Origin of the sequence: Hydrogenophaga taeniospiralis CCUG 15921, assembly GCF_001592305.1 — a bacterium.
Lineage (GTDB): Bacteria > Pseudomonadota > Gammaproteobacteria > Burkholderiales > Burkholderiaceae_C > Hydrogenophaga > Hydrogenophaga taeniospiralis.
On record NZ_BCWR01000010.1, the window covers coordinates 1 to 13,444 of the forward strand.

General features: G+C 67.3%; 14 protein-coding genes. 10 read left to right on the forward strand and 4 right to left on the reverse strand.

All coding sequences use genetic code 11. The features are described 5' to 3' along the window. Nucleotides 1-84 precede the first annotated feature (84 nt). Nucleotides 85-1,722 (reverse strand): amidohydrolase, encoded by a 1,638-nt coding sequence (locus HTA01S_RS13125; protein WP_068172179.1) that lies wholly within the window; start codon nt 1,720-1,722, stop codon nt 85-87. A 95-nt stretch (nt 1,723-1,817) separates the two neighbouring features. Here HTA01S_RS13125 and HTA01S_RS13130 point away from each other — a divergent pair, with 95 nt between their 5' ends. After that, a complete protein-coding gene (locus HTA01S_RS13130) occupies nt 1,818-2,951 on the forward strand; it encodes a helix-turn-helix transcriptional regulator (RefSeq protein ID WP_068172182.1) in 1,134 nt (377 codons plus the stop codon). A 2-nt stretch (nt 2,952-2,953) separates the two neighbouring features. On the opposite strand, the gene HTA01S_RS13135 is transcribed toward HTA01S_RS13130, so the two are convergent. Further along, nucleotides 2,954-3,892 carry a SphA family protein gene (locus tag HTA01S_RS13135; protein WP_068172185.1) on the reverse strand — a complete coding sequence of 313 codons (939 nt, stop codon included), beginning with the start codon at nt 3,890-3,892 and terminating at the stop codon, nt 2,954-2,956. A gap of 142 nt (nt 3,893-4,034) precedes the next feature. Between HTA01S_RS13135 and HTA01S_RS13140 the strand changes: the two genes are divergently transcribed. After that, nucleotides 4,035-4,733: an alpha/beta hydrolase gene (locus HTA01S_RS13140; protein WP_068172187.1), complete on the forward strand. Its 699-nt coding sequence runs from the start codon at nt 4,035-4,037 to the stop codon at nt 4,731-4,733. Here the strand turns inward: HTA01S_RS13140 and HTA01S_RS13145 are convergent. Continuing rightward, nucleotides 4,696-5,400 (reverse strand): Crp/Fnr family transcriptional regulator, encoded by a 705-nt coding sequence (locus HTA01S_RS13145; protein ID WP_084236090.1) that lies wholly within the window; start codon nt 5,398-5,400, stop codon nt 4,696-4,698. The two genes, HTA01S_RS13140 and HTA01S_RS13145, sit on opposite strands and share 38 nt — an antisense overlap. 294 nt (nt 5,401-5,694) lie before the next feature. Here HTA01S_RS13145 and HTA01S_RS13150 point away from each other — a divergent pair, with 294 nt between their 5' ends. From HTA01S_RS13150 to HTA01S_RS13185, 8 genes are all read left to right on the forward strand, one after another. Further along, a complete protein-coding gene (locus tag HTA01S_RS13150; RefSeq protein WP_068172192.1) occupies nt 5,695-6,639 on the forward strand; it encodes a hypothetical protein in 945 nt (314 codons plus the stop codon). After that, nucleotides 6,633-7,046 carry a hypothetical protein gene (locus tag HTA01S_RS13155; protein WP_068172200.1) on the forward strand — a complete coding sequence of 138 codons (414 nt, stop codon included), beginning with the start codon at nt 6,633-6,635 and terminating at the stop codon, nt 7,044-7,046. The genes HTA01S_RS13150 and HTA01S_RS13155 overlap by 7 nt, the downstream gene beginning before the upstream one ends. Nucleotides 7,047-7,216: 170 nt before the next feature. After that, nucleotides 7,217-7,936: a cysteate racemase gene (gene cuyB / locus HTA01S_RS13160; protein WP_279338502.1), complete on the forward strand. Its 720-nt coding sequence runs from the start codon at nt 7,217-7,219 to the stop codon at nt 7,934-7,936. Nucleotides 7,937-7,938: 2 nt separating this feature from the next. Then, the gene (locus HTA01S_RS13165; RefSeq protein ID WP_068172202.1) at nt 7,939-8,982 is read left to right on the forward strand and encodes a LysR family transcriptional regulator; all 1,044 of its coding nucleotides are present in this window, start codon (nt 7,939-7,941) and stop codon (nt 8,980-8,982) included. Between the two features lie 39 nt (nt 8,983-9,021). Beyond that, on the forward strand, nt 9,022-9,918 hold the full coding sequence (locus tag HTA01S_RS13170) for an amino acid ABC transporter substrate-binding protein (RefSeq protein WP_068172205.1): 897 nt from the start codon (nt 9,022-9,024) through the stop codon (nt 9,916-9,918). A 78-nt stretch (nt 9,919-9,996) separates the two neighbouring features. Further along, complete coding sequence (locus HTA01S_RS13175; protein ID WP_068172207.1) at nt 9,997-10,749, forward strand: amino acid ABC transporter permease; 753 nt, start codon at nt 9,997-9,999, stop codon at nt 10,747-10,749. A gap of 18 nt (nt 10,750-10,767) precedes the next feature. Continuing rightward, entirely contained in the window at nt 10,768-11,460 is a 693-nt protein-coding gene (locus tag HTA01S_RS13180) for an amino acid ABC transporter permease (RefSeq protein ID WP_068172209.1), read from the forward strand. 60 nt (nt 11,461-11,520) lie between these two features. Continuing rightward, on the forward strand, nt 11,521-12,249 hold the full coding sequence (locus HTA01S_RS13185) for an amino acid ABC transporter ATP-binding protein (protein ID WP_157572093.1): 729 nt from the start codon (nt 11,521-11,523) through the stop codon (nt 12,247-12,249). A gap of 17 nt (nt 12,250-12,266) precedes the next feature. On the opposite strand, the gene HTA01S_RS13190 is transcribed toward HTA01S_RS13185, so the two are convergent. Continuing rightward, complete coding sequence (locus HTA01S_RS13190) at nt 12,267-13,184, reverse strand: amino acid ABC transporter substrate-binding protein (RefSeq protein ID WP_084236091.1); 918 nt, start codon at nt 13,182-13,184, stop codon at nt 12,267-12,269. Nucleotides 13,185-13,444: the final 260 nt, after the last annotated feature.

Here is a 13,444-nt window from a genome sequence, read left to right on the forward strand (position 1 = left end):
TCCAGGGCACCGCCGGACCGGCTTTGCCGGACGGCCAGTGCCGCCCCCCTTGAGGGGGGTGACGCGAAGCGGCGCGGGGGGTGTTCATCGTTCGTGCACACAGCGGCCTTCGAACCAGGTCTGCAGCACTCGGGTCTGGCCCAGCTCGGTCGGGTCGATGTCGAAGACCCGTCGGTCCAGCACCGCGAGGTCGGCGGACTTGCCGGGGGTCAGCGACCCGGCGCGGTCCCCCAGGCCGGTGGCCTGGGCGGCGTTGAGGGTGTAGGCGCGCAGCGCGTCCTGCACGCCGATGGCCTGTTCGGGCGCGAGCGCACCGTCCAGCCGGCTCGAGGGGTCGCGCCGCGTGACCATGCCCTGTATGGCGGGCCATGGGTTGGGGTCGGGCACCACGGGCCAGTCCGAACCGCCGGCGATGAGCGCGCCGGCCTCGACCAGCGAGCGGATGGGCGCCATGCGGTCGACGATGGGCTTGGCCACGGTGCAGCGGATGGCGTCGATGATCACGCTCGGAAACCACAGCGGTGGCGACAGGTCGGCCACCACGTCCAGCGCGGCAAAGCGCGGGATCTCGGCGGGGTCGATGAAGGTCGCGTGCGCGATGTGGTGCTGCAGCCCGGGGCCGTTGAAGCTGCGCAGCACGTCGATGGCGTCCAGTGCCGCGCGCGTGGAGGCGTCGCCCGTGCAGTGGATCTTGACCCGGATGTTCTTCTGTTCGCAGTCGGACAGCACGCGCGCCAGCTGCGGCACGGTCAGTGTGGTACCGCCGCGGAAGCAGCAGCCGTGCACCGCGTCGGGCAGGTAAGGCTCCAGCATGGCGGCGGTGCGCGAGGTGGGCACACCGTCGAGGAATATCTTGCCGGCGTCGGGCAGGAAGTGCCGGGTGCGGAACTGGTCGCGCAAGGCCTGCAGCTCGTCCGGCATCTCGCCGGGCGCCAGCGGGGCTTCGGTCATGGGCAGCGAACCCATCACCCAGGCGCTCAGGCGGCCCTCGTCGTCCAGGGTCTTGAGGGCGCGCATCACGGCGCGCGTCGTCAGCGCCTCCTGCATGCCGGTGACACCGACGGTGTTGAGCCGTTTCACCGCGTGCGCCGCAGCCTCGACATCCAGTTGCGGTGCCGCATCCAGAGCACGCGCCACCGCCATCTCCACCAGGCTGCAGGCGGCCTCCAGCAGCAGGCCGGTGGCCTCGCCGGTGGTCGCATCGCGCACGATGCGGCCGTTGACGGGGTCGGGTGTGTCCTCGCCGATGCCCGCGGCGGCCAGCGCCGCACTGCTCACGAAGCGGTTGTGGTGGGAGTCGTCGCGCAGCATCACCGGGCGGCCGCCCGCGGCCTCGTCCAGGCGCCGCCGGGCCTGGCCATCGATCTCGCCGATCAGCGCCGAGCCCCAGATGCCGCCCACGATCCATTCGCCGGGGGCCTTGCCCGCGGCGGCGGCGCGCACCGCGTCCAGCACCTGGTCGAGGCTGAAGACGGGGGGCACGAACACCTCGTACAGCTCGGCCCGGCCGGCCCACACGAAGTGGTTGTGCACGTCGATCAGGCCGGGCGTCACCATCTCGCCGGGCAGGTGCATGACGGCGGCCTGGGGCAGCGCCTGGCGGGCCTCGTCCAGCGACCCCACCGCGACGATGCGGCCGTCGCGGACAGCGATGGCCTGGGCCCATGGCCGTTCGGGGTCCATGGTGCAGATCAGGGGGTGGTGCAGGATGGTTTCTGGCATGGCGATTGCTGTGAAGTTCGGGTGAATGAAAAGGGGCGCATGGGCAGGGAATCCACCCTTGCGGTGCGCCGGTTGCTCGCTAATCTCTGCCCACCATGTCGAACGCCCCCGCCGCCTTCCTGAGAAAACCGGACGAACTGATGCTGGACCTGTACGCGGGTGCCGCGCAGCCGGCGCGCTGGGTGCAGTCGATGGACCGGCTGTGCAGCCTCACCGGCGCGCAGTCGGCCGTGGTGCAGGCCTTCCGTTTCGAGGGCGGCCAGGCGCAGGTGCTGTGGTCCGCGCAGGACTCGCGCACCCGGGCGGTCACCTCGGTGCAGTCGCCCGAACTCAACACCGGCGACAACCCGCGGCTGGAGCAGCGGCGCGTGCTGCGCGGGCTGGACCGCGTGGCCAGCGACGAGCTGCTGTTCGACCCCGACGACGAGGCCCGGCCCCGGCTGCAGCAGCGGCTGGCCATGCTGGGCCTGGGCCGTTTCATCGGCACGCTGCAGGACGTGGGCCGTGGCGTGTACCTGGGCCTGGCCCTGCACCGCCCGGTGCACGACAGCAGCGACTTTTCGGTCGAACACATCAACCGGCTGGCCGACCTGGCGCCGCACATCGGACAGGCGTTCCTGCTGACCGACCAGCTGCAGGCGACCATGGAGCGCGACGAGCGCCTGCGTGGCCTGATGGACAGCCTGTGCTTCGGCATCGTGCTGTGCGGCGAGGACGGCCGCGTGCAGTGGGTGAACCGGCAGGCCACGGCCTTGCTGGCGCCCGGCGCGGCCCTGTGTCTGCAGGGCGAGCACCTGTACGGCCGCTCGGCCCAGGACACCCTGGCGCTGCTCGCGGCGCTGTCGGCGGCCCGGCGCGCGGGGCCGCAGCGGGTGGGTTACCTGCGGCTGGGCGAGGGCGCGCAGGCCCTGCACCTGGCCATCCGGCCCGGCGACGACCCCGGCGCGCTGATGCTGGTGCTGTCCTCGGCCGCGGTGGCGCTGGAGCTGCCCGCCGGGGCGCTGGAGAACCTGTTCGGGCTCACCCCCACCGAGGCACGCCTGCTGGGCGCCATCGCCACCGGCAGCACGGTCGAGGAATACGCGCAGCTGCGCGGGGTCTCGGTGGGCACGGCGCGGGTGCAGCTCAAGCAAATTCAGGCCAAGACCGGCCAGCACCGGCAGTCCGACCTGGTGCGCCTGGTGTTGTCGTCCGCCGCAGCCCATCTCTCGGTCCCCCGCCCGTCCTGAGTTCAGAACGTCCAGGCCGCGCGCACGGCGACCTGGGTGCCCTGGCTGCGGTTGCGCGCACCGAATTCCTTGTAGGCGTGGGCCCAGATCAGCGGCCAGTCCGAGCCGAGGTCGAAGAAGCTGATCGCCGGGCCCAGCGCCATCACGCGCGAGCGGTTGCCGTCCTGGAACTTGGCGCCGTTGACCTTGTCGTCGCTGAGTTGCTGGTACAGGTAGCCGCCGACGCCCAGCGTCCAGGGACCGACGTGCTGGCCAATGGCGAACTCGTGCTGGTATTCCACGCCGGACTGGTACTGCGTGTCCTTGTTCTTGCCGTGGAAGTTGATCTGGATGTTGGAGGACAACTCCAGTCCGCTCGGGCCGATCCAGGTGAAGGCCACGGCGGGCGACGCGGTCCAGTGGTTGGAACCGGTGTTGATCAGGCGCTCGGCTTTGTAAGAGCCGGTGGGCAGTTGCAGCTCCAGCCGGCCATTGACGAACAGACCGGGCGAAGGGGTCCACTTCACCATCACGGGAGCGATGGTCACGTCGCCCACCGCAGCGTTGGTTCCCTTGAGCGGCATGGGGTCGCCCGGGGTGGGGATCGTCAAGCGGTTGCTCATGTCCAGGTAGGGCACCACCGCGCTGAAGCCGTAGGTACCGCCCAGCAGCGGGATGTCGGTGGTCTTGACGATGGCCAGCGCCGCGCTGTTGACCTTGAGCTTGATGCCGACCGGCGAGACCTTGCCGTTCGTGTCGCGCAGTTCGCTCGCGCTGTAGAACGCGGCACGCACACCCACGGTGGCCACGTCCGATGGCGGCGGCAACATGCCGGCCCCGAAATCAAAGACGCCGAAGGGCGTGATGGGGGCGCCGTTTTCGACACAGTGCGCCGCGCCGGCCAGGGTGAGGGCCGCGGCCGACACCAGAAGTTTCGGGATGCAGAAGGACGTGGGGGACATGAAAGGCCTCTCGTGGGTCAGGGGTTGGAAGAACCGGAATCTGAGCCACAAGCGTAGGGATCGGCCTGCGTTGCCTCGCCTCCCAAACGGGATAGAGACCCATGGGGGTTTGTGCGGATGCCGCGCGCGCTATGCTGGCGCGATGAACGCTTCCGACCGCATCGAACTTCGTGAACTCGTCACCGGTGGTGACCCCGCCGCCCAGCCCGTGGCCAGCATCGTGGTGCTGCACGGCCTGGGGGCCGACGGTGGCGACTTCGTGCCCATCGCGCAGGAACTGGACCTGTCCGCCGTCGGCCCGGTGCGCTTTGTCTTTCCCAGCGCGCCGGTGCGCCCGGTCACGATCAACGGTGGCTACGAGATGCGCGCCTGGTACGACATCTACCCGCCCGGCCCCGACGGCTCACGCCGCGAAGACGAAGCCGGCCTGCGCGCGTCACAGGCCATCGTGCAGCAGCTGCTGGACCGCGAAGCCGCGCGCGGCGTGCCGCCCGAGCGCACCGTGCTCATGGGGTTTTCGCAGGGTTGCGCCATGACCCTGCTGGCCGGCCTTCGCGCGCCGCAGCGCCTGGCGGGGCTGGTGGGCCTGTCGGGCTACCTGCCGCTGGCCGAGGCCACCGACGCCGAGCGCAGCGCCGCCAGCGCGGACGTGCCGCTTTTCCTGGCCCATGGCGAGTACGACGATGTGGTGGTGATCGAGCGGGGGCTCGGTGCGCGTGACGTGCTCACCACCCTGGGCCACGTGGTGGACTGGCACCGCTACCCCATGGCGCACGAGGTCTGCGGGCAAGAGGTGGCCGATCTCAACCGCTGGCTGGTGGCTCGCCTGGGTCACCGCTGAGCCTGTGCGCTCCGGTGTGCAGCTCCACCATTCCGTAGCAGCGTGAAATCAGCCCCACTTCCTCCAGCGACTTCAGCGCCTTGTTGGCGCTCTGCCGGCTCACGCCCATCATCTGGGCGATCACTTCCTGGGGAACATTGACCCGCCGGCAGGGGGTCACCCGGCTTCCGTAGCCCGTGGCGATGCGCTCCAGGCGCTTGAGGATGCGTTGCTCCAGCGACAGGAAAGACGTCTCCTGGATCGAGTCCAGCATCACCCGCAGCTTGTTGCACGCCAGGATGCCGATGTCCCGCCAGCACAGCGGATGCTGGTTGAGCCAGGGCACCAGCGCGTCTCCCGGCACAAACAACACCTCGGTGCTGCCGTTGGCGTGGGCAGAAAAATGCCGCGTACCGCGGTCCAGGGTCGCGATCTCGCCAAACCACTGGCAGGGCTCGAACTGGGACAACACGGCCACCCGGCCGTCTTCGTTCACGTTGCTGATCAGCAGCGCCCCGTCCAGCACGCAGTACATGCCGCTTTCCGTCTCCCCGCGCTGAAAGAGTTCCTGCCCGTCGCTCAACCGGATGGGGCGCGACAACCGCACCAGGGCCGCCTGCAGCTCGGGAGGGCAGGCCCGGTACCACTTGTCGGTCCCGAGTTTGAGGTGCAACGGGTTGGATTTCATGGGCGGGCGGGTGGATGGGCTCGGACCGGTGGGCGTGCGCAAATCATGGGTGAATATCACGGATTGTGGGTGAATATGAATATTAATGAATAGTTATCCACAGACTGTCAATTGTTTGACAGTCGCACAAATAAAGTCAAGGCACAGTCGGCCCGCCTGAAGCGGGTGCGAGGCGACGTTTCAGGCCGTGTGACAGCCTCGGAATCCGGCCGGACGAAGTCCCGCTGGCCTGGTGGTCGCGATGTAACGCCGCATCCAGCCCACAAACCCTTGCCACCTGACGGACTTCAATCCATGGAAGAACCCATTCCCATCGTGCTGGTCATTGGCACCGGAGCGCCGGCGCGCCATATCGGGGAAGCGCTGCGCCACTGCGGGGTCCGCGTCGACTTCGTGCAGGAGCTGAAAAGCCTGCTGGGCGATGGCGCGCCGTGTCCGGCCGGCTCCCGCATCGCCGGCAGCGCCGACCTCGTGCTGTTCGCGGTGGACCCGGACGACACCCTGGAGTCGGCCATGCTGCTCCAGCGCCTGTTGCCGAAAGGCACGCCCGTGGTGGCGCTGCAGCCAGGCATCCGCCGCCTGGCCTGGGCCGCCCACGCGGCTCCCCAGCTGCGATGGATACGCTGCGTCATGGCCTTCGACCCGGCGCAGCTCTCGCAACCCCAGGGCTCGACCAGAAGGCGTCGCAAGCTCTACCTGAGCGACACTCCGCAGATGCGCCACTGGCAGTCGCGCTTCGAATGCGCTGGTTTCGAGGTGGAGCTGTGCGCGGACATGCAGTCCGTGCAGTGGGGGCACCTGTTGCTGCAGCTCAGCGCCCTGCTGGTGCTGGCCTCGGGTCTTGAATACAAGCAGATGCTGGCCGTGCGCGCCTGGCGGCTGCGTTATGCCCGTCTGCTGGACGAGGCCCTGGGGCTGCTGGCGGGCACGGCCATCGAGCCCCGGAACCTGCTGGGCGTGCCGTGGCGCACGGTGCCAATGATGCTTCGCCTGAACGACGCCCTGTTTTCCTGGCTGGCGGCGCGCCATTTGTCGGGCCGTGGCGAAGGGCTGCCCGACCTGTCCTGCGCCGACGACAAGTCGCTGGAGCTGGCCGTCGACGCCACCTGCGGGGAAATCATGCGCCTGGCGGTGGGCCTGGGGGCCGACGCGCCGCGCACGGTCGATCTCGCCGAGCAGCTCATGGTGATCGCTCGCCAGCAGACCGAAGACCGCCGACTGGTGACGACGGAATGGTGATGCGGGTCGGCCTGTTCAAAGCCCTCAGAGGGCCGGCGCATTTCCGCAGGCACCCCATGGCCACGCCCCGCGAAATGCTGGACCGGCTCAAGGGGGACGTCGACAGCCTGGTGGTGGGTGTGCTCGACGACCTCACCTTCGAGGTCATCCGCGCCTATAAAAACCGGCCTCCCCCGGGGTACCTGGAATGGGTGTCCACCACGGCCACGCACCGGATCAGAAGACTGGCCCAGACCATCTTCCACGACCGGGCCAGGGCCAGACCCCTCGGCCAGGCACCGACCGTCCATGACGAGCCCGAGGCGATACGGTCGCTGGTGGTCAACTGGCTGCAGCCGCAGATGGAGCAGAGCTTCGGCCCACTGCCCGACGCGGTCAAAAAGGTGTTCTCCGCCAAGGTTTCCTGATGCCCTGACGCGGGGCAGTTTCCCCCTCTGCGGCGGTGGGTGGGCGGGCCGTTGCCACCCGCATCGCCGGCCGTGCTCCTGCATCGCTATGCACACAAAGCATTGGCTGTTGCTCTGACTCATACCTACCATCTGGCGCATCTTGAACAGGTGCTCATATGGCTTTGGTGATGCGTCAGACGTTGGGGGTTCTTGGTGGCATGGGTCCCATGGCCACGGTCGATTTCCTGAGGAAACTGACCCAGGCCACGCCGGCCTCTTGCGACCAGGAACACATTCCCCTGGTGGTCCACTTTTCCTCGCAGACGCCCGACCGCTCGGACGCGCTCAGCGGTGTGGGGCCGTCGCCGCTGCCCGCGCTGATCGAGTCGGCGCTGATGATCCAGCGCTCGGGTGCCCGGGGTCTGGTCATTCCGTGCAACACCGCCCATGCGTGGTACGACGACGTGGCCAGCGCCATCCACATTCCCGTGCTGCACATCGTGGATGCCGCGGTGGAGCAGCTCCCGCCCGCGCTGCGCGGCCAGCCGGTGGGGCTGCTCGCCACCAGCGGCACCCTGAACAGCGGCATCTACGCCGCGCGCCATCCCGAAATCCATTGGGTGCTGCCGTCCGCGCACGTGGTGGACCTGTTCGTGATGCCCGCGATCCGCTGCGTCAAGAGCGACGACATGACCCGCGCCAGCCAGTTGCTCGACGCAGCGGTGTATTCGCTGGTGGAGCAGGGCGCCCGGGCCATCGTTCTGGGTTGCACCGAGCTGCCGCTGGCCCGCTCGGACCGGAACTTGCGTGTGCCTCTGATCGATGCCACCGATGCCTTGGCGCACATGGCGGTCCGCTGGGCCCTGAGCGGCCTGCCCCCAGCGTCTGAACACATGAAAGGTCTTTGATCATGGAAACCACCTGGCTGGAAGACTTCGTCGTGCTGGCGGAAACGCGCAGCTTCTCGCGCGCCGCGCAGCAGCGCCACGTGACCCAGCCGGCGTTCTCGCGCCGCGTGCAGGCGCTGGAGGCCTGGGTGGGCATGGACCTGCTGGACCGCACCACCTATCCCCCGTCCTTGACCCAGGCGGGCGAACATTTCTACACCCAGGCGCAGGACCTGCTCAACCGCATCGGCCATCTGCGGCTGAGCTCCAACGAACTGCCTGGCCAGAAGCAGGAAACCATCGGGTTCGCCATTCCGCACACGCTCTCGCTGAGCTTCTTCCCCGAATGGCTCGGGCGGGCCCAGGCCGCCGTGGGTGGCATCGAAAGCCGCTTGCGCGCGGGCAATGTGCTCGACGTGGTGCTGTGGCTGGTGGAGGGGGGCTGCGACATTCTCTTCTGCTACCACCACCCCCAGCAACCCGTTCAGCTCGATCCCGAGCGCTACGAGATCCTGACTCTGGGCACCGAATCGCTGGCGCCGTATTCCCTGCGTGGCGAGAACGGCAGGCCCCGGCACGACTGGCCGGGCAAACCGCAGAAGCCCGTGCCGTTCCTGGCCTACACCTCCAGTGCCTACCTCTCGCGCATGACCGACATCGCGCTGAGCCAGGGCCGGGCCTCACCCTATGTCAAACGCGTCTTCGACACCGACATGGCCGAGGGCCTGCGCCGCATGGCGCTCGCCGGCCACGGTGTGGCCTTTCTACCGGCGAGCCTCGCGTCGGCCGACGTGGAGCGGGGCGACTTGTGCAAGCTCGAAGGTGGGTGGGAGCTGGAGATGCACATCCGCGCCTACCGCGAACGCCCCACGCTGAGCCGCCCGGCGCGGCCCCGTGTTGAACAACTCTGGAAGTGGATGGAGCTGCACAGCATCCCCACCCCCTCCGTCGCGCTGGGCAGCCACGCGCCGGCACCGAATCTGCGAAGCGCCAGGCCCGCCAGCCGCCGCGCTTCCGCAGTGTCCCCGTCGCCCAAGGCCGGCAGTGCCCGAACGCGCAACCGCTAACCCGTCCCGCCACCCTCACCACCGGACAAGGAGTCCTTCATGAAAACTCGCCACGTTGTTGCCCTGTTGACCCTGGGCCTCTGCGCCACCACCGCCTTTGCCGAAGGCACGCTGGACAAGATCCGCGCCAGCGGCACCATCACGCTGGGCCACCGGGACGCGTCGATCCCCTTCTCTTACCTGGACGACAAGCAGCAACCCATCGGCTACGCCATGGACCTGTGCCTGAAAGTGGTCGATGCCGTGAAGGCCGAACTCAAGCTGCCGGCGCTGAAGGTGAGCTACCAGCCCGTGACCTCCGCCACCCGCATCCCGCTCATGGCCAACGGCACCATCGACCTCGAATGCGGCTCGACCACCAACAACACCGAGCGCCAGAAGCAGGTGTCGTACACCATGTCTCACTTCATCACCGCCAACCGCTTCGTGGCGAAGAAGGCCGACAAGCTCAGCAAGCTCGACGACCTCAAGGGCAAGACCGTGGTCTCCACCTCGGGCACGACCAACATCCGCCAGCTCACCGAGCTCAACGCCTCGCGCAACCTGGGCATCAACATCCTCGCCGCCAAGGACCACGCCGAGGCTTTCCTGATGGTGGACACCGGCCGCGCCGTGGCCTTCGTCATGGACGACATTCTGCTGGCCGGTCTGGTGGCCAACCACAGCAACCCCGGGCAGTTCGCCATCTCCAGCGAGCAGCTATCGGTGGAGCCCTACGGGATCATGCTGCGCAAGGACGACCCGGCGTTCAAGAAGGTGGTGGACGACGCCATGACCCAGGTCTACAAGAGCGGCCAGCTCACCGCGATCTACGACAAGTGGTTCATGGCGGCCATTCCCCCGCGCGGCATCAAGCTGAACATCCCCATGGGCGACGCGATGAAGAAGGTGATGAACGCGCCCACCGACTCGGCCGACCCGGCCCTGTACCGCTGAGTGTTTTCCGCAGGGCCCACGCGGCGTCGCGTGGGCCCATCCACACCATGACCTGGCCGCCGGGCTGAGGAGTACCGCTTGAACTACAACTGGAACTGGGGCATCTTCTGGGAGCTGTCGCCCGATGCGACGGGCACCTATCTGGCCACCCTGCTGCAAGGCCTGCGATGGACCGTGGCCACCGGCCTGAGCGCCTGGGTGATTGCGCTGCTGCTGGGGCTGGTGGTGGGCACCTTGCGCACCGTGCCCTCGCGACGGATCGTCATGCTGGCCAACGGCTACGTGGAACTGTTCCGCAACGTGCCCCTGCTGGTCCAGATGTTCCTGTGGTTCTTCGTCGTGCCGGAGCTGCTGCCGGTGGCCTGGGGCACCTGGATCAAGCAGATGCCCAACGCGTCGTTCTGGACGGCCGTGGTCGCGCTGGCGTTCTTCACCTCGGCGCGGGTCGCCGAACAGGTCAAAGCGGGCATCCAGTCGCAGCCCCGCGGCCAGTTGATGGCCGCCACCGCGCTGGGCATGACGCTGTCGCAGAGCTACCGCCATGTGCTGTTGCCCATGGCGGTGCGCCTCATCCTGCCGCCCTTGACGTCTGAGTTCATGAATGTGCTGAAGAACAGCGCGGTGGCCCTGACCATCGGTCTCATGGAACTCACCGCGCAAGCGCGTTCGATGCAGGAGTTCAGCTTTCAGGTGTTCGAGGCCTTCACGGCCGCCACGCTGCTCTACCTGCTGATGAACCTGGTGGTGGTGCTGGGCATGCGCGCCGTGGAGCGCGCCCTGGCCGTGCCGGGTTTCACCGGCAATCGCACGTCCGCATCCGCCACGCATTGAGTCCAGAAAGCCGCTCCCATGTTCAATACGTTCGACTTCGACACCATCACCCGCTCCTGGCACACCCTGATCTTTCAGGGGCTGGCCTTCACGCTGGAAGTCACCGCGCTGTCGATGCTCGGTGGCATCGTGCTGGGCACCTTGCTGGCCATGATGCGACTGTCCTCCTTCAAGCCGCTGGCGTGGTTCGCCGGGGGCTACGTCAACCTGGTGCGCTCGATTCCGCTGGTGCTGGTGATCTTCTGGTTCTATTTCTTGGTGCCCTACATCGGGGCCTGGATCATCGGCGCGAACCAGCCGATCCGGGTGGGGGCCTTTGCCTCCGCCCTCATCACCTTCGTCATGTTCGAAGCCTGCTACTACTGCGAGATCATGCGCGCCGGCATCCAGAGCATTCCCCGCGGGCAGCTCAACGCGGGCTACGCCCTGGGCTTCAACTACTGGCAGGTCATGGGCCACGTGGTCCTGCCCCAGGCGTTTCGCAACATGCTGCCGGTGCTCTTCACCCAGACCATCGTGCTGTTCCAGGACGTCTCGCTGGTCTACATCATTTCCCTGCCCGACTTCGTCACGCTGGCCAGCAAGATCGCGCAACGCGACGGCCGTCTGGTCGAGATGTACCTCTTCGTGGCGGTGGTGTATTTCGCCATCTGCCTCACGCTCTCCTACGGCGTGAAAAAGCTGCAGTCCCGTCTGGCCGTGATCCGCTGAATCACCGGCCCGCACCCCCTTCACCGCAAACACCGAGTTGAAAGAAAGACCCCCATGGCCATGATTGAGATCCGAGACGTGAACAAGTGGTTTGGCCCGTTCCACGCACTGAAGAACTGCAGCACCCAGGTAGAGAAGGGGGAGGTGGTGGTGGTCTGTGGCCCCTCCGGGTCGGGCAAGTCCACCCTGATCAAGACCGTCAACGCGCTGGAGCCCATCCAGCAGGGCGAGATCGTTGTGGACGGGCACAGCGTGCACGGCGGCAAGACCCATCTGCCGCGCTTGCGCTCGCGCATCGGCATGGTGTTCCAGAACTTCGAGCTGTTCCCCCACCTGTCCATCACCAGCAACCTGGCCATTGCCCAGGTCAAGGTGTTGGGGCGCGAGCCGGACGAAGCTCGGGAGCGCGGCCTGCGCTTGCTGGAGCGCGTCGGTCTGCTGGCGCACAAGGACAAGTTCCCCGGCCAGCTGTCAGGAGGCCAGCAGCAGCGCGTGGCCATTGCCCGCGCGTTGTCCATGGACCCGATCGCCATGCTGTTCGACGAACCCACGTCGGCGCTCGACCCGGAGATGATCAACGAGGTGCTGGACGTGATGGTGGAGCTGGCCCTGGAGGGCATGACCATGATGGTGGTGACCCACGAAATGGGCTTCGCCAAGAAGGTGGCCGACCGGGTGATCTTCATGGACGCCGGGGAGATCGTCGAAGACGCGAAGAAGGACGAGTTCTTCGGCAACCCGCGCTCGGAGCGGGCCCAGGCCTTTCTCTCCAAGATCCTTCAGCACTGAGAGGCTGTGAGAGTCTTTCAGTCCTTGTACCAGTCGTCCACCCGGTCGCTGGGGTACTTGAAGCTGTCGCGCAGGAAGAAAGGCATGGGCAGTTTCAGGTTGGTGCCCCGGGGCGGGATGGGCGATTCAAACCAGCGCTGGTAGATCGGGTAGATCTCGCGGTCCAGGATGATCCGGCGCATGGCTTCATTGATGAGCCTTTTGAACGCCGGCTCGTTCTTGGGCAGCATGATGGCGTAGGGTTCGATGCTCATCACCTTGCCCACCACGGCGTAGTCGTCGGGCCGTTCCGCGGTGGCGATGAGGCCGTACAACAGCACATCGTCCATGGCGAAGGCAGCGGCGCGTCCGTCGGCCACCATGGTGAAACCCTCGGCGTGGCCTTCGGCCTCCAGGATGTCGAGCCGCAGCGCCTGTTCGGCGTTCAGGCGCTTCAAGGTCTTGAGATTGGTGGAGCCTTTGGTGGACACCACCTTCTGGCCCGCGAGGTCGGTCAGGGCTGTCACGCCCGAACGCTTGCGCACCACCAGCCGCGATGACGACACGAAGTGGGCCACCGTGTAGTCGACTTGTTTGCGGCGCTCGGCGTTGTTGGTGGTGGAGCCGCACTCCAGGTCGGCCTGGCGTTGCGCGATCGCGGTGATGCGGGTGCTCGAAGTCACGGGCAGGTACTTCACGTCCAGCGCGGGCAGAGCCAGGTGCACGCGCACGGCTTCCACCAGCCGGTGGCAGATGTCGATGGAATAGCCCATGACCCGGCCTTGCCCGTCCACGTAGGAAAAGGGGATCGAGGCATCGCGGTGCGCCAGCACCATGTGCTTGCGCGCCTTGATCTCATCGAGCAGGTCGGCGTGCACCGCCGGAGCGAGCACCAGCGCACAGGCCACCGCCGCAGTCTGTGTTGCACGGCGGCTGAAAAACAAGCCCAGGTTCATCCGGATTCCTTTGGCAAGACAACACAGGCGGGAGGCTCCACGCACTTTGCGTCAGACCATGCTACTGAGATCGATCACGGAATTCTTGACGGGCAGGGGGTGATGCCGAGCGCGCATGGAGCGCCGCAACAGCCAGGCATTTCGTGGCGGCATGAGGACGGCGCCGCAGATTCAATGGCCCGCAGGCGGGGCGGCGTTGTTCCGCGGGCAGACCGGCTCTGGCGGACCGTGCCGCTGTGCCCCTCGCATGCGCGAAGGGC